Below are 26,651 nucleotides of genomic sequence, written 5' to 3' on the forward strand. Positions count from 1 at the left end.
TACGGGATCGTGGCGTGGTTTGGAAGGCGCGTTCACCGATCCTCGGCGAGGCGCACGAGCCGCTCCAGCGCCGGTACGGCGCCGGCGTTGGCGCCGTGGCGCAGGTCGAACGACAGGCGCAGGCTCGCGTCCTCCACCGTGACGACGGAGCCCGCGAGGGGCGCGACGTCCGGCAGGCGGAAGGAGAGCGGCTGGCCGGGTGCGAGCGCCATGGGCTCGTCGAGCACGACGCGCGCGCCCGTGAGCGAGAGATCGCGCACCCGCCCGGAGACCAGTCCCGCCGCCACGCGCACCTCGCAGGGCAGATCCACCGGCACGCGCTCGGTGGCGCGTCGCTCACCTTCGGGCGGGCGCCGCACGACGGCGAGGAGCCCTTCGGAGAGCGTCCGCACGGCCCGCGCGAGATCCTCCGCCGTCTCGGCGATCCGGCTCGCCGTCGCCTCGGTCTCGCGGGCGAGGCGGCGCAGCGCCGCGATGTCGCGCGGCCCGGACTCCGGTTGCCCGGTGGCGATGCCCGCGCCGCGCCGCCGCAGGTCGGCGGCGAGCGCGGCGGTGTCCGCCGAGCGCTCCTCGATCGCGGCCACGAGGCCCTCGATCCCGGCCCAGGCGCCGTCGAGCAGCGCCGCGAGATCCGCCACCCGGCGCGACGCCTCGGCGAAGCCGCGGGCCGATGCGCCCGCGCGCACCGCGGCGAGGGAGACCGAGAGTGCGGTCGCCGCCACCTCGCCGACGAGGCTCGCGACCGGCGGCGTCGCGAGATCGAGCGCGGGACGCAGGTCCTCCGGCTCGAGCCCGTCGAGCGCCTCGGCGATGTCCGCCTCCTCGCGCGACAGGCGCCGCGCCGCGGTGCGCGCGCGCGGCGCGAGCTCGTCGAGCGCATCGGCCTCGCGCCGGATCGCGTAGGCGAGGCGGAACACGGCCTCGCGCGTCTGGGTCGAGACACCGCCGGCGACCTCCCCCTCGTCGCGGCGCCAGTCGACGGCATGCGCCTGCTCCCCGCGCGACGGCGTGACCTCGCTGTCGTCGAAGACGAGGTCGGGCGATCGCGCCGCCTCGGCGGCCGCGCCGGAGAACCCCAACGTCGCGAAGGAGCGGCGCATCTGGGCGAAGCGCCGCCTGACCTGGAAATCGAGCATGGTGCGCACTTGGGTGGTTTCGCGGTGTCAGCATAAGCCCGCGCCGGTTCCGGAATCCTGAATCGATCACGACCATAATGTTCGAAACGTGCAGCCGATCGGCAATGCACGGCACACGGGAGTGACGCGACAGGCCGCCGGTGGAGACCGGAGGCGTCCAGGCCCGTACCCCGGGCGCGGATGCCCATGCCGCGGGAGAGCGTACCGATCGCGACGGCGGTTGACACGGGGCGATCCGGCGCCACCCTCTCGGCACCAGAGAACGAGGAACGGAGCACCGCGATGCGCCCCATGAAATTCGGCGTCGGCCAGGCGGCGCGTCGCGTCGAGGACGTCCGCTTCGTCACCGGAGCGGGAACCTACACCGACGATCTCGCGCCCGACGGGGTGCTCCACGCCGTGATGGTGCGCAGCCCCCACGCCCATGCGCGGCTCGCGGTGGGCGATCTCGCGGAGGTCCGCGCCATGCCGGGCGTGCGCCTCGTCCTGGCCGCGTCCGACGTCGCGGACCTGAAGGCGCTGCCCTGCCTCGCGCCCGCACGCAACTCGGACGGAAGCCGCATGGCGACACCGCCCTATCCGATCGTCGCGTCGGACCGGGTGCGGCACGTCGGCGACGTCGTGGGCGTCGTCGTGGCCGAGACGCTCGCACAGGCCCGCGAGGCGGCGGACGCCTTCCCGGCGGACTACGAGCCCCTCGACGCCGCCGTCGGCATCGCCGGCGCCGAGCGGGAGGGTGCGCCCCTCGTCTGGCCCGACCTCGGCACGAACCTCGCGTTCGATTCGAGCGTGGGCGACGCCGATTCGACGCAGGCCGCCTTCGCCGCGGCCGCGCGGGTCGTCTCGCTCGCGCTCGTCAACAACCGCCTCGTGACGAACTACGTCGAGCCGCGCGCCTGCCTCGCCGAGATCGATCGCGTGAGCGGGCGCATCACGCTGACGCTGGGCTCGCAGGGCAGCCATCTCGTGCGCGACGTCGTCGCCGGCATCCTCGGGCGCGAGCCGGCGACGCTGCGGGTGGTCACGCCCGACGTCGGCGGGGGCTTCGGGACCAAGATGTTCGTCTTCCGCGAGTATCCCCTGTGCGCGCGCGCCGCCGAGCGGCTCGGAGCGCCGGTGAAGTGGGCGGCGGACCGCACCGAGCACTTCGTCGGCGACGCCCAGGGGCGCGACAACCGGACCCTCGCCGAGATGGCGCTCGACGAGGAGGGCCGCTTCCTCGCCATGCGGGTGACGATCGATGCGGATCTCGGCGCCTATCTCTCCCAGTTCGCGCCCTTCATCCCCACCGGCGGCGCCTCGATGACGCCGGGCGTCTACGACATCCCCGCCGTGCACGCGCGCATCCGCGGCTGGTACACCAACACGCTCCCCGTCGATGCCTATCGGGGCGCCGGGCGGCCGGAGGCGGCCTACGTGATCGAGCGCCTCGTCGACCACGTCGCGCGCGAGATCGGCGCCGCGCCCGACGCCCTGCGCGCGAAGAACTTCGTCACGCCCGACCGGATGCCCTACCGCACGGCGACGGGGCGCACCTACGACAGCGGTGAGTTCGAGGGCCACATGCGCAGGGCCATGGAACTCGCCGGCTGGGACGGCTTCGAGGCGCGCGCCTCGGACGCCCGCGTTCGGGAGCGCATCCGCGGCATCGGCATGGCGAGCTACATCGAGGCCTGCGCCGGCGGCGGGCCGGAGGAGGCGACCGTGCGCATCGAGCCCGACGGTGGCGCGGTCGTGACGATCGGCACGCAGTCGAGCGGGCAGGGGCACGCGACCGCCTACGCCCAGCTCGTCTCGCAACACCTCGACCTGCCGCTCGAGCGCATCCGCGTCCGCCAGGGCGACACCCATGAGATCGCGACGGGCGGCGGCACCGGCGGCTCGCGCTCGATCCCGATCGGCGGGGCGGCCGTCGCGGGGGCGTCCGAGCAGGTGGCGAGCTGGCTCGTGGCGCTCGCCTCCGACGCGCTCGAGGCCGCCGCCGCGGATCTCGAGATCGCCGAGGGGGCCGTGCGCATCGCCGGCACCGATCGAGCAATCGGCTTCGCCGACCTCGCGGCGCGGGCGGGCGAGCCGATCGCCGCCTCGCACGCCTGGAAGCCGCCCGCGGCGACCTATCCCAACGGCACGCACGTCTGCGAGGTCGAGATCGACCCCGAGACGGGGACGGTCGAGGTCGTCGGCTATGTGGTCGTCGACGACTTCGGCGTGACGCTCAACCCGCTCCTCCTCGCCGGGCAGGTGCACGGCGGCGTCGTGCAGGGCATCGGCCAGGCGCTACACGAGCGCGTCGTCTACGACGCGGGCGGCCAGCTCGTCACCGCCTCGCTGATGGATTATCGGCTCCCGCGCGCGGCGGACGTGCCGAGTTTCGTCTTCGAGACGCGCAACGTGCCCTGCGCCACGAACATCCTCGGCATCAAGGGCGCCGGCGAGGCGGGGACGATCGGCGCCGCGCCGGCCACGATGAACGCCGTCGTCGACGCGCTCCACCGCGCCTGCGGCATCGGACACCTCGACATGCCGGCGACGCCGCAGGCCGTGTTCGCGGCGATCCGCGGGGCCTGAGCGCATCCGGAGCACCTCCCGGTGCTCGACGGGCCCGGATCACGGGTCCCACCCGGGAGGACGCGGCGCGGTGCGTCAGATGTCGAGGTCGATCGTGCCGGCGAAGGCCGCGCGCTCCGAGATGAAGGCGAAGCGGGCCTCGGGCTTGTTGCCCATCAGCCGCTCGATGGCGTCGGACGTGGCCTCGCGGTCGTCGGCGACGATGGCGACGCGCAGGAGCTTGCGCTTCTGCGGGTGCATCGTCGTCTCCTTGAGCTGCGCCGGCATCATCTCGCCCAGGCCCTTGAAGCGGCTGACCTCGACCTTGGCGTTGGCCTTGAACTCGCTCTTCGTCAGCCGCTCGCGCTCCGCCTCGTCGGCGGCGTAGACCGACTTCGCGCCGTGGGTCAGCTTGTAGAGCGGCGGGACCGCCAGGTAGAGGTGCCCGCCGTCGATCAGCCGCGGCATCTGGCGGTAGAAGAAGGTGATCAGCAGCGAGGCGATGTGGGCGCCGTCGACGTCGGCGTCCGTCATGATGATCACCTTGTCGTAGCGCAGGTCGTCGTCGCGATAGCTCGCGCCGGTCCCGCAGCCGAGCGCCTGGACGAGGTCGGCGAGCTGCTGGTTCGCCGCGAGCTTGTCGCGCCCCGCCGAGGCCACGTTGAGGATCTTGCCGCGCAGCGGCAGCACCGCCTGCGTCTGGCGATCGCGCGCCTGCTTGGCCGAGCCGCCGGCCGAGTCGCCCTCGACGATGAACAGCTCGGAGCCCGCGGCGCCCGCGTTCGAGCAATCGGCGAGCTTGCCCGGCAGGCGCAGCTTGCGGGTCGCGGACTTGCGCGCGACCTCCTTCTCCTGGCGCCGCCGCAGGCGCTCCTCGGCGCGGTCGACCACCCAGTCGAGCAGCTTCGCCGACTGCGCCGGCGAGGACGCCAGCCAATGGTCGAAGGCGTCGCGCACCGCGCTCTCGACGATGCGTGACGCCTCGAGCGTGGCGAGCTTGTCCTTGGTCTGGCCCTGGAACTCGGGCTCGCGGATGAAGACCGAGAGCATGGAGGCGCAGGTGACCATGACGTCGTCCGCCGTCACCGCGCTCATGCGCTTCTGCTGGTTCACCCGCTCGGCATGGTCGCGCAGCCCGCGCAGGAGCGCGATGCGCAGGCCCGACTCGTGGGTGCCGCCCTCGGGCGTCGGGATCGTGTTGCAGTAGGAGGAGGAGAACCCGTCCTCGCCGTTGGCCAGCCAAGCGATCGCCCATTCGAGCGAGCCGTGCCCGCCCGGCTTGGTGATCTTGCCCGAGAAGAGCTGATCGGCGACGAGCTCCTTGCCGGCGATCTCGGCGGAGAGGTAGTCGCTCAGGCCGTTGGGGAACTTGAACGTCGCCTCCGCCTCGTAGCCCTCGCCCGGCACGACGAGGGCGGGGTCGCAACGCCAGCGGATCTCGACGCCGCCGAAGAGGTAGGACTTCGAGCGCGCCATCTTGAACAGGCGCAACGGGGAGAACTTCGCCTGCTCGCCGAAGATCTGCGCGTCGGGCTTGAATCGCACCCGCGTGCCGCGGCGATTGTGCACGCGCCCCACGGTCTCCAGCGGCCCGAGCGCGTGGCCGCGGGAATAGACCTGGCGGTAGAGCGTCTGGCCGCGGGCGACCTCGACCTCCAGCAGCTCGGAGAGCGCGTTGACGACGGAGACGCCGACCCCGTGCAGGCCCCCGGATGTCTCGTAGACCTTGGAGTCGAACTTGCCGCCGGCGTGCAGCGTGGTGAGGATCACCTCGAGCGCGGACTTCCCCGGGAACTTCGGGTGCGGGTCGACCGGGATGCCGCGGCCATTGTCCGTGACGGTGAGGAAGCCGTCCGCCCCGAGCTCCACCTCGATGAAGGTCGCATGCCCCGCCACGGCCTCGTCCATCGCGTTGTCGATCACCTCCGCGAAGAGGTGGTGGAGCGCCTTCTCGTCGGTGCCGCCGATGTACATGCCCGGGCGCCGGCGCACCGGCTCGAGCCCCTCCAGCACCTCGATGGACGAGGCGTCGTAGTCGACCTCGCCCGAGGAGCCCGGCGACGGGCCGACCGCCGCCTTTCCGGCCGCGCGCGCGCCGCGCTTCGCCGCGGGCGGGCCCGCGGGCTCCTCCAGCTTGCGCGCCGCCCCGCCCTCGAAGAGATCGTCCCCGTTCGCCATGAAGCCGCCCGTCTCCGCCGCTCGAATCGGTCCACGCGCGCGGATGCGCGCCACCTGCCTCTATAGGAGAACAAAAGACCAACTGCAAAACCGAACCGGTCCGCGGGCGCGGCCGCCCGCACTTCTCCACAGGCCGCGGCGCCACGAGACCCGATCGAGCCCCTTGCCTCCCGACGCCCCCGGACCGATGTAGGGTGCATGCTGCCGAAATTCGACGAGATCGTCGCGAACCTCGAGTTCCTCGACGATTGGGAAGAACGCTACCGCTACGTGATCGAGCTCGGGCGCCTGATGCCCGAACTCCCCGAGGACGCGCACACGGAAGCCAACCGCGTGCACGGCTGCGCGAGTCAGGTCTGGCTCGAGACCGTGCGCGAGGACGGCGGTGCGGGCGATCCCGTGCTCGTGTTCCGCGGGGATTCCGACGCGCACATCGTGCGTGGCCTCGTGGCGCTGCTCGTGGCGCTCTATTCCGGCAAGCCGGCCTCCGAGATCTCGACGACGGACGCCGTGGAGATCTTCGATCGGCTGGGCCTGCGCGAGCACCTCACGCCCCAGCGCTCCAACGGCGTGCGCGCCATGGTCGAGCGCATCCGCCGCGACGCGATCGCGGCGACGGTGGGGTGAGGGGCGCTGTCATCCCGGATGCCGAGGGCGGTCCGGGACCCAGAACCTCCGGAGCCTCGAAGAGCGGCGTGCACACGCCGCGGCGCTCGACGCCTCCTTCGGCGTTTGGTGGACGCGCGCGCTTTCGCGCACGCTCGCCGGACACCTGTGGATCTGGGCCCCGGGCCCACTTCGCGACCCGGGGTTCGGGATGACAGCCTCAAACGGCGATCGGCGCCCTGATGGCCGGGTGCGGGTCGTAGTCCTCGACCGCGATGTCCTCGAAGCGGAAGGCGAAGAGGTCGGTCACGTTCGGGTTCAGGACGAGGCGGGGGAGGGGGCGTGGGGCGCGCGCGAGCTGCTCCTTCGCCTGCTCCAGGTGATTCAGGTAGAGGTGCGCATCGCCCAGCGTATGCACGAAGTCGCCCACGCCGAATCCCGTCGCCCGCGCGATCATGTGGGTGAGGAGCGCGTAGCTCGCGATGTTGAAGGGCACGCCCAGGAACACGTCCGCCGAGCGCTGGTAGAGCTGGCAGGAGAGCCGCCCCTGCGCGACGTAGAACTGGAACAGGCAGTGGCAGGGCGCGAGCGCCATGCGGTCGAGATCCGCGGGATTCCAGGCGGAGACGACGAGGCGGCGCGAATCGGGGTTGCGGCGGATCTCGTCGACGACCCAGGCGATCTGGTCGATGGTGCGGCCGTCGGGCGCCTCCCACGAGCGCCACTGCTTGCCGTAGACCGGCCCGAGCTCGCCGTCGGCGTCCGCCCACTCGTCCCAGATGGTGACGCCGTTCTCCTGGAGCGTGCGCACGTTGGTGTCGCCGGCGAGGAACCAGAGCAGCTCGTGCACGATCGAGCGGACGTGCAGCTTCTTCGTCGTGACGAGCGGGAAGCCCGCGGCGAGGTCGAAACGCATCTGATGCCCGAACACCGACCGCGTCCCGGTCCCCGTGCGATCGGACTTCTCGACGCCGTCGTCGAGGATGCGCTGGAGGAGGGCGTGGTACTGGTGCATGGGGCGGGCTCCTGGGGAGGGGGAGCTTACATGCGCCGTTCCCCTGTCGCATCCGGCCGGTTCGTGTTTCCCACAGGGCGCGATGTCGAAGAGGCCCGACGGGCCTCCGATCGACCATGCCGAACGCGAGGAATGCGGGTCTCCCCTTCGAGAAGGCACCTTTGCCGGCGCGAGCCCTTCGCGCTCGGGGCGCGATGGCCTATGGCTGGCCGCGACAGGTATTCCGTGAACCCGCCGAGGAGACCGACATCATGGCCGACATCACCCGCGCCCAGGCGCGCACCATCGTCGAAACCGCGCTGGCCATGGGCCGCGAGCGCGGCTTCAAGCCGCTGGCCATCGCCGTCTACGACGCCCGCGGCGCGCTCAAGGCCTTCGAGGCCGAGGACGGCACCTCCCTCAAGCGCGGCGAGATCGCCATGGGCAAGGCCTTCGCGGCGGTGGCGCTCGGGGTGCCGTCCCGCACCATCAACGCGATGGCGCTCGAGCGCCCGCACTTCGTCGGAGCGCTCGGCGGGGTCGTCGGCGGGCCGTTCGTGCCGGTGCCGGGCGGTGTGCTCGTGAAGGCGAGCGGCGGGTCGCTCGTCGGCGCCGTGGGCATCTCCGGCGACACGTCCGACAACGACGAGGCGGCCGCCGTCGCCGGCATCGCCGCAGCCGGGCTCGAGGGCGTCACCGGCGCCTGAGCCACGGCGCCGAACGGCGGATCAGTTCTCGATCACGAAGACGCCGCGGGCTGGATCGGCGGCGCCCGGGCCGGCGCACGTGAAGGCGTGCTCGCCCGGTTCGTCCGTCTCGAACACGATCTGGCCGATCGCGCCGGGCGCGACGATCCAGGCTCCCGCCGCCTCGTCGTACGTCGTGTCGACGGTGCTCGCGATCGCCGTATCGTGGACGAGCGTCGGCGCGGCGAATGCGCCGTCCGTCTCCGTCCCGTTGACGATCTGAAGCGTCAGGGCGGTGTCGGCCGGGAGCGGTGCACGGTCCGGCCGGCAGACGATCCGGCCGTCTTCCATGGTCATCGCGATCTCGACGGCGACGGGCCGGGCCGGGTCGGCGAGCGGCACCTCGGCGCTCGCCGCGCCGGGCTGGGTCTGCGCGTGAGCCGGCGAGGCCGCCGCGACGCATGCGAAGGCGAAGGCGCTCAGGAGCGCGCCGCGCACGCGCATCGGCGGGAGGCGGGTCGCCGCGCCGGCGGGGCGATGGACTTCTGTCGACGATGTCATGGGCCGAACTCCCTGAATGCGCCCGTATCGAGCACGAGGACGAACGCGGGCCTGCCGCGCGGCGTTCCGGGAGGCGGGTGGGGGAACGGCGGGCGCGTCGGCGCCGTTGGCCTCCCGTCGCGGATCCTCCCGCGACGGACCCCATGGAGGAGAGCCGTGAGCCTGCGAGACACGCCCCGCTTCCCGACCGTCGTCGTCGCCGGCCTCGTCCTGGCGGCCATGACGCTTTCCGCGCGCGCCGACGATCCGCCGCGGGAGGACGCCGTCCTCGACGCGATGCCGTTCTTCACCGGGACGATCGGCGCCGCCGACGGCGGGGAGGGGGCGCTGGACAGGCCGAACCTCGGCGATCGGCCGACGCCGGCGGAGGCGCGTCGGCGCGGCGAGGCCGACGAGACGCTGATGCGTCCGCGCGGCGGCTCGGCGACGGGGGGCGAGCCCGACTTTCCGCTGGAGCGCTGAGGCCGCCCCCGACCCGAGGCGGAGCCGGCCCGCTTCCGGAGCCCTTCGCGCACCGGCGCAAGGTGGATTGTGCCGGAAATCGCTCGTCTCGCGCATCGACGGTAGAGACGCGCGGCGCCTCGTTTGTTAGATAGACCGCGAAGACGTGCCACCGCGTTCGGAATCGCGGCGAGCGCGCGGCTTTTTGCGAGCCGGCGTCTTTACAAGGCCCAGGTTTTTGGGCACTCTGGCGTGCGAGGGCGGAAGTAAACCGCCTCGTCGACCGCTTTATAAGCAATTCTATGCGATACGCCAGAAGAGCCAAGAGACCGGTCTGAGGGGTGCATGTTTTCGGACCGGCTCGCTGCGCCTCGTCGCGATCAGCTCCGGTCCCGAGACACACGTGTGGGCGTTCAACGTCAGCTGCAAGAGCGCGAGAGCGAGAGAATACATGGGTCGAGGTCGAGAGTTCCGCGATTCGGGCCGTCGTGGGTTCGATGATGATTTCGGTGGTCAGCGTCGTGCTGACTTCTTCGAGCCGCGCGCGGAACGCGGCTCCTTCGGTGGCGGCGCCCCCAGCGCGCCGCGCCCCGTCGGCGGACCGGTCGTCGACGCCGTCGTGAAGTGGTTCAACCCGGAGAAGGGCTTCGGCTTCGTCGAGGTCGCGGACGGCACCGGGGACGCCTTCCTGCACATCCGCGCGGTGGAGGCCGCCGGCCACAGCGACCTGCAGCCGGGGACCCGGCTCGAGGTCCGCACCGCACAGGGCCAGAAGGGTCCGCAGGTCACCGAGGTGATCTCGGTCGACACGTCCACGGCCGAGGCGCCCGCGCCGCGCGCGCCGGGCGGCTTCGGTGCCGGCCCCCGCGCGCCGCGTCCGCCGCGTCCCGGCTTCGGGGCCGGCGGCGGCGCCCCGCGCCACACCGGCCCGACGACGGAACTGATGGGCACCGTCAAGTGGTACAACCCCACGAAGGGCTTCGGCTTCATCGTGGCGGAGGACGGCGGCAAGGACGTGTTCATCCACCGCTCGGTGCTGATGCGCGCCAACCTGCCCGACCTGATCGAGGGCCAGGCCGTCCGCATGGGCGTGGTCGACGGCATGAAGGGCCGCGAGGCCGCGACGATCGAGCTCGGCGACGCCTGAGCCATCGCACGGGGCGTGACGTCCGCGCGGTGATCCTGGTTGTGCGATCCAAGTAGGGCGGGTTCCGCGAGGGACCCGCCCTTTCGCATTCGCACAGGCGCTTCGTCCCGTTTGGGGAGGGGACCGCGTGCAGCGCGAGCATCGGGCCGGTCGGACGTCTCCGCGGGTCCGCCCCTCTCCGCCGCCGCTCGCCCTCGCCGCCGGCTCTCGCGGCTCCCCTTGCCGCTCGCCCCGCCCGGCGCTAAAGCCTCTTTCACGAGGTGCCAGGCATGAGCGAGAGCGTCGGCGAGAGCGTCACTGCGGCGATCCTGGTGATCGGCGACGAGATCCTGTCCGGGCGGACCAAGGACAAGAACATCGGCCACATCGCCGAGTACCTGACCGCGCTCGGGATCGACCTGCGCGAGGTGCGCGTCGTCCCCGACGTCGAGGCGGAGATCATCGCTGCCGTGAACGCGCTGCGGGCGCGCTACACCTACCTCTTCACCACCGGCGGCATCGGCCCGACCCACGACGACATCACCGCCGACAGCGTGGCGACGGCGCTCGGCCGCGCGATCGACGTCGATCCGCGGGCGGTCGCCATGATGCGCGAGCGCTACGCCGAGGGCGAGCTCAACGCGGCGCGCCTGCGCATGGCGCGAATCCCCGAGGGCGCGGAGCTGATCGAGAACCCGATCTCGAAGGCGCCGGGCTTCATGGTCGACAACGTCGTCGTGATGGCGGGCGTGCCCTCGATCATGCAGGCCATGCTCGACGCCGTCGCGCCGCGGCTGCGCACCGGCGCGCGCATGGTCGTCGAGACCCTCGACGCCGGCGGGCTCGCCGAGGGCAGCTACGCCGAGGCGCTCGGAGCGCTGGCGGTGTCGCACCCGGGCGTGTCGATCGGGTCCTATCCGTCCTTCACGGGCGTCGGCTTCCGCAACCAGATCGTTCTGCGCGGGCGCGAGGCGTCCGCGGTGGAGACGGCGGCCGCGGCCGTGCGCGCGCTCCTCTCCCGGCTGACGTCCGACGACGCGCCGATCTGATCCCACACCACGACCGCCCGCCCGAGAAGAGAGCCCGCCGCCATGACGCCTCCCACCCCCAAGGCCTTCCCCGTCTCCTGGGACCAGTTCCACCGCGACGCCCGCGCGCTCGCCTGGCGCCTCGCCGAGAGCGGCCCGTTCGAGGCGATCGTGTGCATCACCCGCGGCGGGCTCGTGCCGGCGGCGATCGTGGCGCGCGAGCTCGAGATCCGCATGATCGAGAGCGTCTGCATCGCGAGCTACCACGACTACAAGAGCCAGGGCGGGCTCCAGGTGCTCAAGGAGATCGCGCCGGCGGTGCGCGCGCTCGGAGACGGGCAGGGAAAGGGCGTGCTCGTGATCGACGACCTCGTCGACACCGGCAAGACCGCGCGCGTCGTGCGCGACATGCTGCCCAACGCGCACTTCGCCACGGTCTACGCCAAGCCCGCCGGGCGCCCGCTCGTCGACACCTTCATCACCGAGGTCAGCCAGGACACCTGGATCTACTTCCCCTGGGATCTCGGCTACGCGTTCCAGCCCCCGATCCGCGACGGCGCGGCCGGGTGACGAGTCCCCCACCGGGAAACCCGCATTTTTCGTTGCTCTTTCGGAACGGGTTCATCGCTGTCGCATCCCGATCGGCGTGTTCGGCGCCGCCGAAATTCACCTTCGTTTAACAGTACGAGCTTCTAACAGTACGAGCTTCTACGGCCCACGCGGCCGGCGCCTTCGGGTACCCAGGCACCGTTCGGTCGCGATCCCAAATCGAGGGCTCATTCACATGTCGATCAACCGCCGCGGCATCGCCGCGCGCCTGGCCATGGGCTTCGGGTTCATGCTCGTGCTGATGGGGCTGCTCACCTGGAGCTCCGTCACCGAGATCAACCGTCTCGACCGCAATCTCTCCCAGATCAACGACGTCAACAGCCGGCTCCAGCGCTACGCCATCAACTTCCGCGGCTCGGTGCACGATCGCGCCATCGCGATCCGCGACGTCGTCCTCATCGAGGACGCGGGCGAGCGGCGCGCGGCGATCGCGCTCATCGCCGATCTCGCGGCGACCTATGCCGAGAACGAGCGGGCGATGGGGACGCTCGTCTCCGAGGTCGACGCCTCCGCGCAGGAGCGGACGATCCTCGCCGACATCGCGGCGATCCAGGCGCGGACGAACCCGCTCGTCGTGGAGATCATCCGGCTGCAGCAGGCGGGCGACGGGGAGGCGGCGCGCGCGATCCTGCTCGGCGAGGTCAGCGGCCTCTTCACGGACTGGCTCGCGGCCATCAACCGCTTCATCGACTTCCAGGAGGCCCAGAACCAGCGCATCGGCACGCAGGTGAGCGCGTCCGCCAGCGGCTTCCAGACGACGGCGCTCGTCGCGCTCCTCGTCGCGGCCGGCCTCGCGATCGCCGCGGCGACGCTCGTCGGCCGCTCGATCACCGTTCCCGTCGCGCGCCTGACCGAGGTCATGCGCCGTCTCGCCGCCGGTGAGAACGCGGCGGAGATCCCCGGCGAGGCGCGCCTGGACGAGATCGGCGACATGGCCCGCAGCGTCGTCGTCTTCCGCGACAACGCCGTGGAACGCGCCCGCCTCCAGAGCGAGGCCGACGCCGAGCGGGTCCGCGCGCGCGATCGCCAGGCGCAGCTCGAGGCGCTCATCGGCCGCTTCCGCGAGGTGGTCCAGCGCACGCTCGCGAGCGTCGACGAGGGCACGCGCGCGATGCGCACGACGGCGGTGGCGTTGACCGACGTGGCCGGCACCGCCGCCGGCAGGGCGAGCGCCGCGCGCGACGCGTCGACCACGGCGGCCTCCGAGGTCCAGGCGGTGGCGAGCGCCGCCGAACAGCTCTCGGCCTCGATCCGCGAGATCGCGAGCCAGGCGGGGCGCGCCTCCGAGGTCGTGTCGCGGGCGACGAGCACCGCGCAGCGGACCAACGGCAAGGTCGCGAGCCTCGCCGAGACGGCCGAGCGCATCGGCGCCGTCGTCGACATGATCCGCACCATCGCCGAGCAGACGAACCTGCTCGCGCTCAACGCGACGATCGAGGCCGCCCGCGCCGGCGAGGCGGGCAAGGGCTTCGCCGTCGTGGCCGCGGAGGTGAAGCAGCTCGCCTCGCAGACCGCCAAGGCGACGGATCAGATCGCCGAGCAGATCACGGCGGTCCAGGGCTCCACCCGCGAGAGCGTCGACGCGATCCGCGAGATCGCGGGCGCGGTCCACGAGATCGAGAGCTTCATGCAGGCGATCGCCGGGTCGGTGCAGGAGCAGGACGGGGCGACGAAGGAAATCTCGCGCTCCATCGCCGTCGCGTCGAAGGGCTCCGGCGACGCCACCGTGAACGTCGAGACCGTCACGACCGCCATTCACGAGACCTCCGGCCGGGCGGGCGACGTGCTCGCCGTCTCCGACCGCCTCGCCGCCGTCGCCGCCGAGCTCTCCGAGGCGGTCGACGACTTCCTCGGCGCCGTCGCCTCGGGCGACGCCGGCGCGGCCACCGTGGCGCGCGACCGGCGGGCGGCCTGATCGGAACGACGGGGCGGCCGCGCGCCGCCCCGCCGCGTCCTCCGTGGACGCGCGCGGCCGTCGCGGAACGACGGCCGCGCTTTCGCGGTTGTCGCGGCGGGGGTTCGCCATACATGTCCAGCATGACGCACACAGTCCCTCTCCGCCGCCCCGATCGCTTGCGCCGCACCCTGTTCGGCGCGCTCGTCGCCGCGCGCGGGCGGTTCGGCAAGACCTTCGTGATCCTGGAGGACCAGCAGCGCCAGCCGCTCACCTACCAGCGGCTCGTGCTCGGCGCGCTTCTGCTCGGCCGCAAGCTCGCCGTCGGCACCAGGCCCGGGGAGCGCGTCGCGCTGATGATGCCGAGCGTGCAGGCCGCCGCCGTGGCGCTGTTCGGGCTCAATTCCACGGGCCGTGTCGCGGCGATGCTCAACTTCACCGCCGGCGCGCGCAACCTGCGCGTCGCCTGCGAGACGGCGGGGATCTCGACGATCGTCACCTCGCGCAAGTTCATCCAGGACGGCGGGCTCGACGAGCCGCTCGCGGCGATCGCCGAGGGGCGCCGGGTCGTGTACCTGGAGGACGTGCGCGCCGGCATCACCAGCCTCGACAAGATCCGCGCCCTCATCGATGCGCTGTTTCGCGCGAAATCCATCGCCAGGCGTTCCGGCGAGCCCGACGATCCCGCGGTGATCCTGTTCACCTCGGGCGCCGAGGGCGCACCGAAGGCGGTGTGCCTGACCAACGCCAACGTCATCGCCAACGCCGTGCAGATCGCCGAGCACGCCGGCGACGCGCTGACGCCGGCGGACACGATCTTCTCCCCCCTGCCGATCTTCCATTCCTTCGGGCTCACGGCCGGCCTCGTGCTCGGCCTGCTCAACGGATACAAGGTCGTCCTCTACCCGAGCCCGCTGCACTACCGCATGATCCCCAAGCTGATCGCGGGCACGAAGGCGACTTTCCTCCTCGCCACCGACACGTTCCTGCAGGGCTACGCCCGCGCGGCGGGCGAGGGGGACCTCGCGACCCTGCGCTACGTCATCGCCGGCGCCGAGCGCATCAAGGAGGAGACCCGGCGGCTCTACGCCGGGACCGGCGCGGAGATCCTGGAGGGCTACGGCGCCACCGAATGCGCGCCGGTGCTGGCCTGCAACCTCCCCGACCGCAACCGCCACGGCTCGGTCGGCCCTTTCCTGCCGAGCATCGAGTGGCGGCTCGAGCCCGTGGAGGGCATCCGACAGGCCGGGCGGCTGCTCGTGCGCGGACCCAACGTCATGGCCGGCTACCTCGCGCCCGACGGGTCCGGGCGCATCGACGCGCCGCCGGAGGGCTGGTACGACACCGGGGACATCGTTTCGGTCGAGGACGGCTTCGTGACGATCCGCGGGCGCGCGAAGCGTTTCGCCAAGATCGGGGGAGAGATGGTCTCGCTCGCGGCGGTGGAGACGATGATCCAGGAACTCTGGCCGGAGCACGACCACGTCGTCGTGGCCCTGCCGGATGCCCGCAAGGGCGAGCAGCTCGTCCTGGTGACCGACGAGCCGGACGCGGATCGCGACGCCGTTCTCGCACACGCCCGCGCGCGGGGCTTCCCGGAGCTGTGGGCGCCACGCGCGGTCCTCGTCGTCAGCGCGGTGCCGGTGCTCGGTTCGGGCAAGATCGACCACGTCTCGACCGTCGAGATGGCCCGGTCGCTACTTCCGATGCTGTAAAATCAGGTGCGCGGCACGGCGTCCGAGTAGGCGGGCACCTCCGCGATGGAGAAGCGCGTCTCGATCCGCCGGTCCGGCGCGGTGCGCCCCCAGAAGCCGCGGCCCTTCTCGTAGCCGAGGCTCGGGAAAGCCGAGAGCTTGTCCAGGATGAAGGCGACGGCCTCCTCGTGGCGCCCGAACGAGTCCGGGAACGCGTCGCTCTCGACAGTCCGCTCGTCGGGTCCCACGACACGCCATGTGACGGTGTAGGCCATGGCCATCTCCTCGATTTCCGCTGGCGTAAGAATAGCGTCTCGCGTCGGCCGGTCCAGGACCAAGTCGCACGATGGTTTCCGATGTCTCGCGAAATTTACGCTTACCGTAACGTCGAATATCGGCACCCGCCATGGGTGAGCACGCGTCGCGGGCGACGGGCTGCGCGCCTCCACTCGAGAATGTTGGTGCGGGCCGCGGGAACCGGCTAACGTCGAGTCTCGGACCCACCTTCCCGCAGAGCGATTCGATGCTCGAAGAGGACCCGCCGCACTACCACGGCCATCGCGACCGCCTGCGCGCGCGGTTCGTCGAAGTCGGCGGCGATTCGCTGCCCGACTACGAGCTGCTCGAGCTCGTGCTGTTCCGCTCGATCCCGCGCCGGGACGTGAAGCCGCTCGCCAAGGAGCTGATCCGGCGCTTCGGTGGATTCGCCGAGGTGCTCGGCGCCCCGCGCGGGCGCCTCTCGGAGGTGGGCGGGCTCGGGGACGCGACGATCACGGACCTCAAGATCGTCGAGGCCGCGAGCCGGAGGCTCGCCCGCGGGGCCATCGCCAAGCGGCCGGTGCTCTCGTCCTGGGGGGCCGTGCTCGAATATTGCCGGACCGCGATGGCGTTCTCCGAGCGCGAGCAGTTCCGCATCCTGTTCCTCGACAAGAAGAACGCGCTCATCGCCGACGAGGTGCAGCAGTCGGGGACGGTCGACCACACGCCGGTCTACGTCCGCGAGGTGGTCAGGCGCGCGCTCGAGGTCTCGGCGACGGCGATCATCCTCGTACACAATCACCCGTCGGGTGACCCGACGCCGTCCTCGGCCGACGTGCGCATGACCCGGGAGATCGCGGATGCCGCGCGCCCGCTGGGCGTCCTCGTGCACGACCACATCATCGTGGGCCGCGACGGGCATGCGAGCCTCAAGGGGCTCAAGCTGATCTGACGGCGGGATGGTACGCGCTCGGCGCGCTCTCGCCGCCGTCAGTGGAGGCGGCGGCTCGCCACGATGCGCACGGGCGCGGGCTGCGGGCGCATCAGCGTCCAGCCGAGGCGATCGAGCGCGATGGCGCGGCGCGCGACCTCCGTGGCGCGGGCGGTGAAGCCCTCGTCGCGCAGGATGCGTGCCTGCTTGACCATGACGCGGGCGAGATCGAGGAGTCGGCGGGCCTTCTGTCGGGTCTGCATCGGTGTCGTCCTTCGTTGAGCCGGCGCGCGCGGCGCACGACCCGTCTTCGCGAGTGTGGACCGCGTCGCACCATCCGCCAAGCGCGATCCGTGTCGCGGGACGCGGGAAGCGACGCCGCGCCGCAGGTCCGCGGACGCCGCGCGCACGTAGGCGGAGACATGACGATCAGCGAGCCGAGGAGCGGCGAAGGCGTGGCGCAGCAAGGGATCTCGGATGTCGCCGTCGTCGGCGCGGGGCTCGCCGGCGTGATCGCCGCGCGCGACCTCGCGGCCGGCGGGCGGGGCGTTCACATTGTCGAGAAGAGCCGCGGCGCCGGCGGGCGCATGGCGACCCGCAGGACGCAGGAGGGGCTCGCCTTCGATCACGGTGCGCAGTACGTGCGCGCGCACGGCGCCGATTTCGCCGCCGAGATCGCGGCGTGGGCGGCCCGCGGCCTCGCCGCGCCGTGGGGCGCGGACGGCCGCTTCGTCGGCGCTCCGTCCATGAACGCACCGGTGAGGGCGCTGGCCGCCGGGATCCCGCTGACCGTCGGCACCACGGTCGCGGCGATCGAGGGCGAGCCGGGCCGCTGGACGCTCTCGGCCGCCGAGGGCGGGCGGCTCGGCCCCTTCGCGGCGGTGCTCGTGACCGCCCCCGCGCCGCAGGCGGCGGCGCTGCTCGCCCCCGTCGCGCCCGCGCTGGCCCGGGCCGCCGGCGCGGCGCGGTACGCGCCCTGCCTCGCGCTGATGCTCGCCTACGCGCCCGAGGTGCTCGAGCACCCGCCCGGTCCCGCGCAGCGGCCCGATCATCCGGCGATCGCCTGGATCGGCGAGGAAGCGTCGAAGCCCGGTCGCGCGGCGGGTGCGCCGTGGCGGATCGTCGTCCACGCCACGCCGGGCTGGTCGCGCGCACATCTGGAGGAGACGCCCGACGCCATCGCGCGGGCCCTCCTCGCGCAGGCCGCGCCGCTGCTGGGCGCCCGCTCCGAGCCTCTCTACGCGGTCGCGCATCGCTGGCGCTTCGCCCTCGTCGAGGAACCGGTCCGGCGGCCCTGCCTCTGGGACCCCGAGACCGGCCTCGGCGCGGCGGGCGACTGGTGCCTCGGCGGGCGGGTCGAGGCCGCCTTCGACAGCGCTCGCGCGCTCGCCCGCGCCGTGCTGGAGGAGACGCGCCGATGAGCCGCACCGACGAGACGCCGACGGCGGGCCAGGTCCCGGAGCTCACCGTCTACTACGACGGCGCCTGCCCGCTCTGCCGCGCCGAGATCGGGCACTATTCCCGCTGCCGCGGCGCCGAGCGCGTCGCCTTCGTGGACGTCTCGGACGTCGCCGCCGATCCCGGGCCGGATCTGCCCCGCGAGGCGGCGCTCGCGCGCTTCCACGTGCGCGATGCGCGGGGGGGCCTCGTGTCGGGGGCCGCGGGTTTCGCGCGGCTCTGGCGCGTGCTGCCGGCCTGGCGCCCGGCGGCGGCGATCGCGCGCCTGCCGGGGGTGCGCACGCTCCTGGAGCTGGCCTATCGCGGCTTCCTCCCGCTGCGCCCGCACCTCGCGCGCATGCTCGAACGGCGTGCGCGGCGCCACTCCGAACCGTAGAGCGCGAACGCTCGCACCTCCTCGGGCGCCCGGGAGCCCGCGATCAACCCTCCATTCAGGTTTCCGGTTTACGAAACGGAACATGCCCGTATCGCCGGAGACCTCTCGCCGTGACCGCATCGCACCCGACGACCGAGACGCAACCCGCCGCCGCCCGGGCGGCGTCGCGCGGCGGCATCCGCATCCGCATCGCCGCCGGCTTCGCGGCGCTGCTCGTGCTGGCGCTCGGCGTCGCACTCTTCGCCGCCTGGAACGTGTCGAGCCTCACGCGCGACTTCGGAGCCTATGCCGAGGTCGTCTCCGAGAGCGAGCGGGCGCAGGCGATCAACCTCGCCCTCGTCGAGATCTCGCTCGCCGCGCGCGACGCGCTGGAGAGCGGCGACGAGGCGGCGCTCGCGGGCATCGCGGCCCGCACGGCCGCGCTCGAGGCGATGATCGACGACGCGCTCGCCGCCACCGCCGAGCCGCGCCGACGCACGCTCGTCGAGGACATCGCCGCGCGCTTCTCCGCCTTCTCGGAGGGGCTCGATCGCCTCTTCGCCGACAGCGCCGCCCTCGAGGCGGTCGTCGCCGACGTCATCGACCCGGCGGTCGAGAGCGCGATCGGCACGATGAACCTCGCGATCTACACCGCGTCCATGGACCAGGACACGCAGGCCTCGATGGGCCTCGCCATCGCCATGAAGGATCTCCTCACCGCCCAGGTGGAGCTCGGTCGCTACCTCTCCGGGGCGAGCGACGATCCGCGGGTCGCCGTCACCAGCATCGACCTCGCCGTCGATCGGGCCGGTGGGCTCTACGCCGGCGTGTCCCACGCGGGACGCAAGGCGCAGCTCGGCGAGGTGCTCGGGCAGATGGAGACCTTCCGCGGCGGCATGGCTCAGGCGGTGGGGCTCTCGGACGCCCAGGCCGCGCTGCGCCTCGAGGTGCTCGGCGCCGCCGAGCGCGCGGTCGGCGAGGCGTCGTCCGCCATCGCCGCGGACGCGGCGCGCGAGGCGGCGGCGATCGGGGAGGGGACGACGGCGTCCGCCGCCACCACGGTCGGCCTGACGCTCGCGACGTCCGCCGGCCTCGCGGTGCTCGGCATCGCCATCGCCGTGCTCATCGGCCGCTCGATCGCCCAGCCGGTCTCCGCCATGACGGCGGCGATGAACCGGCTCGCCCACGGCGACACGACCGTCGAGGTCCCCGGCCGCGACCGGCGCGACGAGATCGGCGCCATGGCCGCGGCGGTGGAGGTCTTCCGCAGGAACGCCATCGAGCGCGCGCGCCTCGCCGGCGAGACCGAGGCGGAGGCGCAGGCGCGCGCGGCGCGTCAGCGCGCCGTCGAGACGCTGGTGGGCGAGTTCCGCGGCGAGATCGGTACGCTGCTCGCGCGTGTCTCCGATCAGATGGAGCGCATGCGCGAGACCGCGGGCACGCTGACCGCGATCGCCGCCGAGACCGCCCGCACGACCGACGAGACCGCCACCGAGAGCCGCGAGAGCGCGCAGACGGCGACCGTCGCCGCGGAGGCGGCGGCGAGCCTCGCGGCGGCGATCGACGAGATCGCCCGCACGGTGGGCGAGACGACCGAGGTCGTCTCCCGCGCGACCCGCACCGCCGACGAGACGAGCGGGCGCGTCGCCGGCCTCGCCGAAGCCGCCCGGCGCATCGGCGACGTCGTCGACCTCATCCGCTCCATCGCCGAGCAGACGAACCTGCTCGCGCTCAACGCCACCATCGAGGCGGCGCGGGCGGGCGAGGCGGGCAAGGGCTTCGCGGTGGTGGCGGGCGAGGTGAAGTCCCTCGCCGACCAGACCGCCAAGGCCACCGCCGAGATCGGCCAGCAGATCGCCGGCATCCAGGCCGAGACCGGCGAGGCGGTCTCCTCGATCCAGCGCATCGCCACCATCATGAAGGAGGTCGACGTCCACACCACCGCGATCGCCGCGGCGGTGGAGGAGCAGGGCGCCTCGACGAGCGAGATCTCCCGCAACGTCGAGGCGGCGGCGCGCACCAGCGAGGCGGCGGCGCGCAACATCGGCACCGTCCAGGCCTCCACCGCCCGCGCCACCGGCTCCGCCGACGCCGTCGACGAGGCCTCCCGCGCCGCCGCGGAGGAGACCCGCCGGCTCTCGCAGACGATCGACGGCTTCCTGGAGCGGGTGGCGGCGGCGTGACCGGTCACGCCCCGCGGCGCCGGCGCCTCCCGCGCAGCATCGCCGCCGCGACCGCGAGGAGGGCGAGCGCGGCCGGGTAGGCGAGGGCGACGCCCTGGAGGGCGAGGAGCGCGCAGACGACGACGACGGCCGTCGCACCGAGGATGCGTTCGAGCAGGCGATCCGCGATCACCACGAGGCAGGCGGCGGCGACCGCGAAGAGGACGACGAAGTTCTGCCCGGCGAGCGCGAGCATGCTGCCGAGGCCGAAGGCGCCGATCGCGTCCGCAGCGAGGACGGCGAGCAGCGTCGCGACCGTCACGGCGACCGCCACGAGCGGCCGGCCGCCCCGCGTCGCCGCCAGGGCCGCGGGCAAGGTGCCCTCGCGCGCGAGGCCGAACACCATCCGCGACACGCCCCAGACCGCGCCGGAGAGGTTGGCGAGCACGATCAGCACCGCCGTCGCGGCCACCGCGATCGCGCCGGCCTCTCCCAGCATCGGCCGAAGGATGGCGACGAAGGGCGCCTCGTGGAGTCCGGCGAGGTCCCGCGTCTGCGCGAGCCAGGCGATGGCGGCGTAGAGCGCCACCGCGATCGTGAACGACGCGACCATCGCCAAGGTGTAGTCCCGGCGCGGGTCCCGGAACTCCTCGGCGATGCCCGCCCCGACCTCCCAGCCCGTGAAGGCGAAGAAGATCATCATCATCGGCGCGACGAGTCGTGCGATCTCGAGATCCGCGGGGAGCGGCGCGAAGCCGGCGGGCGAAGGCTCGGTGCCGAGGAAGCCGGCGGCGAGGAAGAGCAGGATCACGCCGAGCACCGCCGACGCCACGACGCTCATGGCGCGCGCCGCGCCGTCCCCCGGTATCAGGTGCGGCACGAGCGCGCCCGCGATGAGCAGCGCGGCCCAGAGATGGGGCGAGCCGTCGAGGACGGACGCCGCGTAGTGACCGCCCACCAGCGCGATCGAGGGCAGGCCGAAGGCCACCGCGCCGAGGAAGAGGATGCCCGCGATCTCGCGGCCGGTGCGCCCGAAGGCCCGGTCCGCATAGGCCGCGATGCCGCCCGCCTCCGGATGCCGCCGCCCCAGCAGGATGAAGATCGCGAGCAGCGGCAGCGCCAGCACGGCGCAGGCGAGCCAGGCGACGAGCGCATGGTCACCCGCCGCGCCGACCGCGAGCCCCGGCAGCGTGAGCAGCCCCGCGCCGATCACGATCGTCAGCAGCACGGACGTCCCGCGCAGGACGCCGAGCGTGCGGCGCAGGTCCGAGGCTGGCATGGGCGGGGCTCGCGTCTGGGTGGGTTCGGGAGTCGCCGTGCGACTTATGAGGTGTGGATCATGCGTGGGGGCGGGGTGTCAAGAAGGGGATGCCCGCCACGAGCCTCGGACGAGATCGATGCCGTCGCTCTCCCTTCTCCTTCCCCTACAGGGAAGGACAGGGGCGTCGGCATGCTTCGGCCGCCTCCGCGGCATAGTCGACGCCGACCACGGACGGCGCGGCGCGCGTCGCCCGCGCGCCGCCCGTCTCTTGCCGCACCGTCAGCTCAGCGCCTCGGGCCGCGGGCGCACCTCTTCCACGTAGTCGCGCAGCCGCTCCAGCTCGCGCTCGACGAGATGGACCAGATGCCCGATCCCGTGCGAGGCGCGCAGGTCGTGCAGCCCGTCGACGGCCAGCGAGAGGCCGGCGAGGCCGCGCTGCACGTCGTAGAGCCCGTCCGCGATGTGGACGAAATCGGGGATGCGGTCCGGATCGGATGTGGTATCGCGTTGGTCGGCCATGGGCGATCTCCTCGGGATCGTGCGTGGTCAGAGCCGGGTAGGAGGAGCCACCCTCTTGCTCGGCTCGCTTGCATGGCGTAGCCGTTACGTATGAGCGGGTCAATAGCGGATAAACCAAAAAAGAAGCGCGGACGCCCGCCGACGGGGCGCGACCCGATGATCGGCTTCCGTGCGGGCAAGGACATCACCGACGGCCTGGAGGCGGCCGCGCGGGCCGAGGACGCGCCGAAGTCGGAGATCATGCGGCAGGCCGTGGTGGAGTGGTTGCGGGCTCGGGGGTATCTGGGGGAGGGGTGAACAACTGGCTTGCGCCCAACGGAGATTTATCCGACGTTGGGACAGGTAAAGACTGCTCAACGAGGGATTGGATGGCTCAGGGGCGTTTTCAGGGCGGAGATCATACTGGGCAGAAGCTCGATGCTCTGCAACGTTACCTCTCATTTTTCACCCTGGCGCTTAAGAATCAAGGCTTTCGACTCTGCTATATCGACGCGTTCGCAGGCAGCGGAGCGTACGATCTTGCGTCGTCTGATGCAGGGCTACTGAAGGGTTTGGTGGATGACAGCGGTAGAGCTACTAAAGCTGGATCCGCTGCGCTAGCTCTCGCAACAACTCCAACTTTCGATGTCACCATCCTCATTGAGAGACACCAAGCGAGCGTGAGGCAGCTGAAGGCATTGGCGGCCAAGAACCCCAATCGGCAGATTAAAGTTCTTTCTGGCGATGCAAATGAAGAGGTTCGAAGGATCTGCCGGGAAATACCGTGGCATGGACGCGGGAGAAGTGGCCGGCAATACAGAGGTGTTATATTCGTCGATCCGTTTGGAATGGAGTTGAGTTTTGATACATTGCTTTCTGTTGCAAATACACGTGCGCTTGATATGTGGTATCTGTTTCCGACCAACGGTGTTTTGCGCCAACTGGCAAACGATAAGGAGCGGATCGATCATCACAAAGAAGCGGCATTGACACGAGTTCTTGGAGGAGATTGGTGGGAAGACAAGTTTTATCGGCGAGATCTGTCACACAATGATCTACTCGACGATGATTTCGAGCGCGCTGTGCGAACAGTCGATGTCAATCTCCTAGAGCAATCCTTTGCAAACCGGCTTTCAGAGCATTTTGGATACGTTTCCGATAAGCCGCGTAAATTATTCCAGAATATCAGAGGGAAGAAAATACAGATGTTCTCCCTGTTCTTTGCCGTTTCAAGTCGGAACCCAAAAGCAATCCAGCTCGCTCGTCGAGCAGCAGATCGTATTCTGAAGGCGTGACTTACGCGGCTCCAGAAGCCGTTGAGTTCATCGCCTCGGTCGGAAATTCCCGCACCACCTTCCCGTCCACCATCCCCCCGCCCTTCCCAGCGGCATCCACCCCCTTCGCCTCCGCGGGCGTCATCGCCTGCTCCCGCACCAGCGGATTATTCCCGTACGCCCCCCATTGCTTGAAGAACGGCGCCACGCCCAGGCGGCGGCAGTCGGCGATCGCGTCGCGGGCCCAGGCGGGGTCCATCGGGCGGGCGCCGCCGCCGCTCTCGCCGCCGATGATCATCCAGTCGGGATAGGCCTCGGCGTCGGCGGGCAGTCGCAGGGGGCCGATCGCCGGCTCGTACGAGACGAAGCGGATCGTGGCCGGCACGGCGGCGAGGTGGCGCCAGCGCTGGTCGTAGCGCACCTGGTCCTCCGCCGTCATGCCGAGCCAGACGTTCGCGTAGCCGCCGCCCCAATCGTCGGGAAGCATCTCGGCGATGTTCTGCGGGCGCTTCGTCAACATCAGCCAGTCGAGCGCGGGCGTCGCGCGCACGAGCGCGAAGAGGTCCGCCCGCCATTCCGGCGGAGCTTGGTTGTCGAACACGTCCGCCAGCGAGGCGCAGAACACGCGCTGGCGACGGCCGTGCTGCGCCTGGAAGCGCGCCGCGCGCGCATTCCAGATCAGCGGCGCCTTCCAGTAATCCGCCGTGGTGCGCTTGCGGGGATTGTTGCCCCAGCGCACGTGACCCGAACGCTTCGACCACGCCTCCGCATAGCAATGATCGCAGCCGGGGCTTATGTTGGTGCAGCCGGTCCACGGATTGAAGGTGTGGTCCGTCCACTCGATCCTGGACCCCTCGGCCATGCCGCCTCCGCACGAATCGTCCGTTCCTCTTTTATTCCTGAGAGGATACTGAGAGGTTAAGAGGTTGTCGCCTCTTAAATTGCAGGCGAAGCTCTGAGCGATCGGAGGGTAGTGGCAGACGGCGGCCACCACGCCTGCTGTCACCAGCGCGGGGGCAGACGCATCAACCCCAGGCATCCCCCCTTGCCCCCCACCGCCCATCATCCCACCATGGCAGGCCCCCCGCCCCCGGAGCCCCCATGGACGCCTACCTCCCCCAGGCCTTCGCCTTCCTCCTCGGCGCCATCCTCGCCCCGCCGCTGTTCGAGCGGCTGGGGCTCGGGACGGCGGTGGGGTATCTCGTGGCGGGGGTGGTGATCGGGCCCTCGGTGCTCGCGGTCTTCGACGATGCCGACGCGGTGATGGGCCTGTCCCAGCTCGGGGTCGTGCTGCTCCTCTTCGTCATCGGCCTCGACACGCGCCTGTCGCGGCTCCTCGCGATGAAGGGGGACATCCTCGGGCTCGGTGTCGGGCAGGTCGCCCTCACCGGCGCGGCGCTCGGCGCCATCGCATGGGGCCTCGGCCTCGCGCCGGGGGCGGCGGCGCTGGTCGGCTTCGCCTTCGCGCTGTCGGGCACCGCGATCGCGCTGCAGATCCTGGAGAAGCGCAACGCGCTCGCCTGCCCCTACGGCCGGCGCAGCTTCGCCGCGCTGCTCACGCAGGACGTCTCGACCGTGCCCGTGCTGGCGCTCGCGCCGATCCTGCTCGGCGCCGGCGCGATGGGGGCGAGCGCGACGGGCGGCGCGTGGGGCGACGCGGCGCTGGCGCTCGGCGTCGTCGTGGGCATCGTGCTCGCGGGACGCTACGTGCTCGATCATCTCTTCCGCATCGTGGCCTCCGCCGGGGCGCGGGAGGTGATGACGGCGGCGGCGCTCCTCGTCGTGCTCGCGGCCGCGCTCGCGGCGGGGGCGGCGGGGCTGTCGATGGCGCTCGGCGCCTTCCTCGCGGGCGTGATGCTCGCGGGCTCCTCCTATCGCCACCAGCTCCAGGCCGACGTCGAGCCCTTCCGCGGGCTGCTGCTCGCGCTGTTCTTCATGTCGGTGGGCATGCTGATCGACGTGCGCGATCTCCTCGCGCGGCTCGACCTCGTGCTCGGCCTGCTCGCGCTGTATCTCGCCGTCAAGATCGCCGCCACGGCGCTCGTCGCGCGGCTCACCGGCTCGACGTCGCGCGAGGCGATCAAGATCGGGCTCGTGCTGTCGGCCGCGGGCGAGTTCGCCTTCGTGCTGGCACCCCTCGCGGGCGCGCTCGGTCTCGTCTCGGAGGAGGACGTCGGGCTGATGATCGCGCTCGCGGCGCTCTCCATGGTCGCCTGCCCGCCGCTCGCCGCGCTCGGCCAGCGCATTCTCGCGGCCACGGCGCCGCGGGAGCGGATGGAGGAGGATTTCGAGGGCGCCGGCGGCTCCGCCATCCTGATCGGCTTCGGCCGCTTCGGGCAGATCGCCTCGCAGATGTTGCTGGCGGAGGGCGTCGAGACCACGCTGATCGACCGCGCGCCGGACCGCGTGCGCAACGCCGCGCGCTTCGGCTTCAAGGTCTATTTCGGCGACGGCAACCGCCTCGACGTGCTGCGCGCCGCCGGCGTCGAGCAGGCGCGTCTCGTCTTCGTGTGCATCAAGGACCCGGACACGTCGCTCGCCATCTGCCGCCGGCTGCGGGAGGAGTATCCGCTGCTCGCGATCTACGCGCGGGCCTACGACCGCACCCACACGATCGCGCTGGACGAGGCGGGGATCACCCTCTCGGTGCGCGACACGTTCGAGAGCGCGGTGCGGGCGGGGCGCGAGGTCCTCGTCGCGCTCGGCGTCTCGGCCGAGCGCGCGGCGGTGGTGGAGGCGGACGTGCGCCGGCGCGACCTCGAGCGGCTCGAGGCGCAGAAGCTGGCGGGGATCGAGGCCGGCAAGGACATCCTCCACCAGAAGACCATGCGCCCCGAGCCGCTTCGTCCGCCCTCGCGCAAGGGACGCGCGCTCAACGAGGAGGCGCGGTCGTTCGTGGAGGAGGACGGGGAGCGCCCGGCTGCGGAGTAGGGCGCCCGGCCGGCGACGAGCGC

General features: G+C 71.9%; 25 protein-coding genes. 16 read left to right on the plus strand and 9 right to left on the minus strand.

The window, feature by feature from the left end:
• Nucleotides 1-32: 32 nt before the first annotated feature.
• Entirely contained in the window at nt 33-1,136 is a 1,104-nt protein-coding gene (locus AB9M23_RS03650; RefSeq protein WP_372422537.1) for a PilZ domain-containing protein, read from the minus strand.
• A gap of 282 nt (nt 1,137-1,418) precedes the next feature.
• On the opposite strand from AB9M23_RS03650, the gene AB9M23_RS03655 reads away from it, so the two are divergent.
• On the plus strand, nt 1,419-3,704 hold the full coding sequence (locus AB9M23_RS03655) for a xanthine dehydrogenase family protein molybdopterin-binding subunit (RefSeq protein ID WP_372422539.1): 2,286 nt from the start codon (nt 1,419-1,421) through the stop codon (nt 3,702-3,704).
• A gap of 75 nt (nt 3,705-3,779) precedes the next feature.
• Here AB9M23_RS03655 and parE read toward each other — a convergent pair whose 3' ends face one another.
• On the minus strand, nt 3,780-5,861 hold the full coding sequence (parE, locus tag AB9M23_RS03660; RefSeq protein ID WP_372422541.1) for a DNA topoisomerase IV subunit B: 2,082 nt from the start codon (nt 5,859-5,861) through the stop codon (nt 3,780-3,782).
• 198 nt (nt 5,862-6,059) lie between these two features.
• On the opposite strand from parE, the gene AB9M23_RS03665 reads away from it, so the two are divergent.
• On the plus strand, nt 6,060-6,488 hold the full coding sequence (locus tag AB9M23_RS03665; protein WP_372422543.1) for a SufE family protein: 429 nt from the start codon (nt 6,060-6,062) through the stop codon (nt 6,486-6,488).
• Between the two features lie 199 nt (nt 6,489-6,687).
• Here the strand turns inward: AB9M23_RS03665 and AB9M23_RS03670 are convergent, their stop codons facing one another.
• Nucleotides 6,688-7,482, minus strand: a complete 795-nt coding sequence (locus AB9M23_RS03670; RefSeq protein WP_372422545.1) for a thymidylate synthase — start codon at nt 7,480-7,482, stop codon at nt 6,688-6,690.
• Nucleotides 7,483-7,733: 251 nt separating this feature from the next.
• Here AB9M23_RS03670 and AB9M23_RS03675 point away from each other — a divergent pair, with 251 nt between their 5' ends.
• Complete coding sequence (locus AB9M23_RS03675) at nt 7,734-8,168, plus strand: GlcG/HbpS family heme-binding protein (RefSeq protein ID WP_372422546.1); 435 nt, start codon at nt 7,734-7,736, stop codon at nt 8,166-8,168.
• A gap of 21 nt (nt 8,169-8,189) precedes the next feature.
• Here AB9M23_RS03675 and AB9M23_RS03680 read toward each other — a convergent pair whose 3' ends face one another.
• Complete coding sequence (locus AB9M23_RS03680) at nt 8,190-8,708, minus strand: cupredoxin domain-containing protein (protein ID WP_372422548.1); 519 nt, start codon at nt 8,706-8,708, stop codon at nt 8,190-8,192.
• Nucleotides 8,709-8,864: 156 nt separating this feature from the next.
• On the opposite strand from AB9M23_RS03680, the gene AB9M23_RS03685 reads away from it, so the two are divergent.
• From AB9M23_RS03685 to AB9M23_RS03710, 6 genes are all read left to right on the plus strand, one after another.
• Nucleotides 8,865-9,170, plus strand: coding sequence for a hypothetical protein (locus tag AB9M23_RS03685; RefSeq protein WP_372422550.1), 306 nt, complete (start codon nt 8,865-8,867; stop codon nt 9,168-9,170).
• 430 nt (nt 9,171-9,600) lie between these two features.
• Nucleotides 9,601-10,296, plus strand: a complete 696-nt coding sequence (locus tag AB9M23_RS03690) for a cold-shock protein (RefSeq protein WP_372422552.1) — start codon at nt 9,601-9,603, stop codon at nt 10,294-10,296.
• A 269-nt stretch (nt 10,297-10,565) separates the two neighbouring features.
• Nucleotides 10,566-11,324 carry a competence/damage-inducible protein A gene (locus AB9M23_RS03695; protein WP_372422554.1) on the plus strand — a complete coding sequence of 253 codons (759 nt, stop codon included), beginning with the start codon at nt 10,566-10,568 and terminating at the stop codon, nt 11,322-11,324.
• Between the two features lie 42 nt (nt 11,325-11,366).
• Entirely contained in the window at nt 11,367-11,873 is a 507-nt protein-coding gene (gene gpt / locus AB9M23_RS03700) for a xanthine phosphoribosyltransferase (RefSeq protein ID WP_372422556.1), read from the plus strand.
• Nucleotides 11,874-12,087: 214 nt separating this feature from the next.
• A complete protein-coding gene (locus AB9M23_RS03705) occupies nt 12,088-13,827 on the plus strand; it encodes a methyl-accepting chemotaxis protein (protein WP_372422558.1) in 1,740 nt (579 codons plus the stop codon).
• A 158-nt stretch (nt 13,828-13,985) separates the two neighbouring features.
• Nucleotides 13,986-15,521, plus strand: a complete 1,536-nt coding sequence (locus AB9M23_RS03710) for an AMP-binding protein (protein WP_372422560.1) — start codon at nt 13,986-13,988, stop codon at nt 15,519-15,521.
• 2 nt (nt 15,522-15,523) lie between these two features.
• Here the strand turns inward: AB9M23_RS03710 and AB9M23_RS03715 are convergent, their stop codons facing one another.
• On the minus strand, nt 15,524-15,775 hold the full coding sequence (locus AB9M23_RS03715; protein WP_372422561.1) for a hypothetical protein: 252 nt from the start codon (nt 15,773-15,775) through the stop codon (nt 15,524-15,526).
• Between the two features lie 248 nt (nt 15,776-16,023).
• Here AB9M23_RS03715 and radC point away from each other — a divergent pair, with 248 nt between their 5' ends.
• The gene (gene radC, locus AB9M23_RS03720) at nt 16,024-16,710 is read left to right on the plus strand and encodes a RadC family protein (RefSeq protein WP_372422563.1); all 687 of its coding nucleotides are present in this window, start codon (nt 16,024-16,026) and stop codon (nt 16,708-16,710) included.
• Nucleotides 16,711-16,748: 38 nt separating this feature from the next.
• On the opposite strand, the gene AB9M23_RS03725 is transcribed toward radC, so the two are convergent.
• The gene (locus tag AB9M23_RS03725) at nt 16,749-16,952 is read right to left on the minus strand and encodes a hypothetical protein (RefSeq protein WP_372422565.1); all 204 of its coding nucleotides are present in this window, start codon (nt 16,950-16,952) and stop codon (nt 16,749-16,751) included.
• A gap of 192 nt (nt 16,953-17,144) precedes the next feature.
• Here AB9M23_RS03725 and AB9M23_RS03730 point away from each other — a divergent pair, with 192 nt between their 5' ends.
• The 3 genes from AB9M23_RS03730 (at nt 17,145) to AB9M23_RS03740 (ending at nt 20,685) form a co-directional block, all read left to right on the plus strand.
• A complete protein-coding gene (locus tag AB9M23_RS03730) occupies nt 17,145-18,110 on the plus strand; it encodes an NAD(P)/FAD-dependent oxidoreductase (RefSeq protein ID WP_372422566.1) in 966 nt (321 codons plus the stop codon).
• Complete coding sequence (locus tag AB9M23_RS03735; RefSeq protein ID WP_372422568.1) at nt 18,107-18,523, plus strand: thiol-disulfide oxidoreductase DCC family protein; 417 nt, start codon at nt 18,107-18,109, stop codon at nt 18,521-18,523. Before AB9M23_RS03730 ends, AB9M23_RS03735 begins: the two co-directional genes overlap by 4 nt.
• Nucleotides 18,524-18,633: 110 nt before the next feature.
• Complete coding sequence (locus AB9M23_RS03740; protein ID WP_372422569.1) at nt 18,634-20,685, plus strand: methyl-accepting chemotaxis protein; 2,052 nt, start codon at nt 18,634-18,636, stop codon at nt 20,683-20,685.
• A gap of 4 nt (nt 20,686-20,689) precedes the next feature.
• Here the strand turns inward: AB9M23_RS03740 and AB9M23_RS03745 are convergent, their stop codons facing one another.
• Nucleotides 20,690-21,943, minus strand: a complete 1,254-nt coding sequence (locus AB9M23_RS03745) for an APC family permease (RefSeq protein WP_372422571.1) — start codon at nt 21,941-21,943, stop codon at nt 20,690-20,692.
• 261 nt (nt 21,944-22,204) lie between these two features.
• A complete protein-coding gene (locus AB9M23_RS03750; protein WP_372422631.1) occupies nt 22,205-22,444 on the minus strand; it encodes a hypothetical protein in 240 nt (79 codons plus the stop codon).
• 156 nt (nt 22,445-22,600) lie between these two features.
• On the opposite strand from AB9M23_RS03750, the gene AB9M23_RS03755 reads away from it, so the two are divergent.
• Together AB9M23_RS03755 and tcmP are read left to right on the plus strand one after the other, a co-directional pair.
• Nucleotides 22,601-22,741 (plus strand): ribbon-helix-helix protein, CopG family, encoded by a 141-nt coding sequence (locus AB9M23_RS03755; protein WP_372422572.1) that lies wholly within the window; start codon nt 22,601-22,603, stop codon nt 22,739-22,741.
• Between the two features lie 71 nt (nt 22,742-22,812).
• Entirely contained in the window at nt 22,813-23,718 is a 906-nt protein-coding gene (gene tcmP / locus AB9M23_RS03760; RefSeq protein WP_372422574.1) for a three-Cys-motif partner protein TcmP, read from the plus strand.
• A 1-nt stretch (nt 23,719) separates the two neighbouring features.
• Here the strand turns inward: tcmP and AB9M23_RS03765 are convergent, their stop codons facing one another.
• Nucleotides 23,720-24,559, minus strand: coding sequence for a DUF5131 family protein (locus tag AB9M23_RS03765; RefSeq protein ID WP_372422576.1), 840 nt, complete (start codon nt 24,557-24,559; stop codon nt 23,720-23,722).
• 239 nt (nt 24,560-24,798) lie between these two features.
• Here AB9M23_RS03765 and AB9M23_RS03770 point away from each other — a divergent pair, with 239 nt between their 5' ends.
• The gene (locus AB9M23_RS03770) at nt 24,799-26,628 is read left to right on the plus strand and encodes a cation:proton antiporter domain-containing protein (RefSeq protein WP_372422578.1); all 1,830 of its coding nucleotides are present in this window, start codon (nt 24,799-24,801) and stop codon (nt 26,626-26,628) included.
• Nucleotides 26,629-26,651 lie beyond the last annotated feature (23 nt).

It is taken from the genome of Salinarimonas chemoclinalis (assembly GCF_041514305.1).
Classification (GTDB): Bacteria; Pseudomonadota; Alphaproteobacteria; order Rhizobiales; family Beijerinckiaceae; genus Salinarimonas; species Salinarimonas chemoclinalis.

Coding starts and splice junctions, on each gene's coding strand:
- AB9M23_RS03715 (WP_372422561.1), bottom strand. CDS start 15,775: ATGGCCTACACCGTCACATGGCGTGTCGTGGGACCCGACGAGCGGACT.
- AB9M23_RS03655 (WP_372422539.1), top strand. CDS start 1,419: ATGCGCCCCATGAAATTCGGCGTCGGCCAGGCGGCGCGTCGCGTCGAG.
- AB9M23_RS03650 (WP_372422537.1), bottom strand. CDS start 1,136: ATGCTCGATTTCCAGGTCAGGCGGCGCTTCGCCCAGATGCGCCGCTCC.
- tcmP (WP_372422574.1), top strand. CDS start 22,813: ATGGCTCAGGGGCGTTTTCAGGGCGGAGATCATACTGGGCAGAAGCTC.
- gpt (WP_372422556.1), top strand. CDS start 11,367: ATGACGCCTCCCACCCCCAAGGCCTTCCCCGTCTCCTGGGACCAGTTC.
- AB9M23_RS03680 (WP_372422548.1), bottom strand. CDS start 8,708: ATGACATCGTCGACAGAAGTCCATCGCCCCGCCGGCGCGGCGACCCGC.
- AB9M23_RS03670 (WP_372422545.1), bottom strand. CDS start 7,482: ATGCACCAGTACCACGCCCTCCTCCAGCGCATCCTCGACGACGGCGTC.
- parE (WP_372422541.1), bottom strand. CDS start 5,861: ATGGCGAACGGGGACGATCTCTTCGAGGGCGGGGCGGCGCGCAAGCTG.
- AB9M23_RS03745 (WP_372422571.1), bottom strand. CDS start 21,943: ATGCCAGCCTCGGACCTGCGCCGCACGCTCGGCGTCCTGCGCGGGACG.
- AB9M23_RS03665 (WP_372422543.1), top strand. CDS start 6,060: ATGCTGCCGAAATTCGACGAGATCGTCGCGAACCTCGAGTTCCTCGAC.
- AB9M23_RS03725 (WP_372422565.1), bottom strand. CDS start 16,952: ATGCAGACCCGACAGAAGGCCCGCCGACTCCTCGATCTCGCCCGCGTC.
- AB9M23_RS03770 (WP_372422578.1), top strand. CDS start 24,799: ATGGACGCCTACCTCCCCCAGGCCTTCGCCTTCCTCCTCGGCGCCATC.
- AB9M23_RS03735 (WP_372422568.1), top strand. CDS start 18,107: ATGAGCCGCACCGACGAGACGCCGACGGCGGGCCAGGTCCCGGAGCTC.
- radC (WP_372422563.1), top strand. CDS start 16,024: ATGCTCGAAGAGGACCCGCCGCACTACCACGGCCATCGCGACCGCCTG.
- AB9M23_RS03765 (WP_372422576.1), bottom strand. CDS start 24,559: ATGGCCGAGGGGTCCAGGATCGAGTGGACGGACCACACCTTCAATCCG.
- AB9M23_RS03695 (WP_372422554.1), top strand. CDS start 10,566: ATGAGCGAGAGCGTCGGCGAGAGCGTCACTGCGGCGATCCTGGTGATC.
- AB9M23_RS03755 (WP_372422572.1), top strand. CDS start 22,601: ATGATCGGCTTCCGTGCGGGCAAGGACATCACCGACGGCCTGGAGGCG.
- AB9M23_RS03750 (WP_372422631.1), bottom strand. CDS start 22,444: ATGGCCGACCAACGCGATACCACATCCGATCCGGACCGCATCCCCGAT.
- AB9M23_RS03675 (WP_372422546.1), top strand. CDS start 7,734: ATGGCCGACATCACCCGCGCCCAGGCGCGCACCATCGTCGAAACCGCG.
- AB9M23_RS03690 (WP_372422552.1), top strand. CDS start 9,601: ATGGGTCGAGGTCGAGAGTTCCGCGATTCGGGCCGTCGTGGGTTCGAT.
- AB9M23_RS03705 (WP_372422558.1), top strand. CDS start 12,088: ATGTCGATCAACCGCCGCGGCATCGCCGCGCGCCTGGCCATGGGCTTC.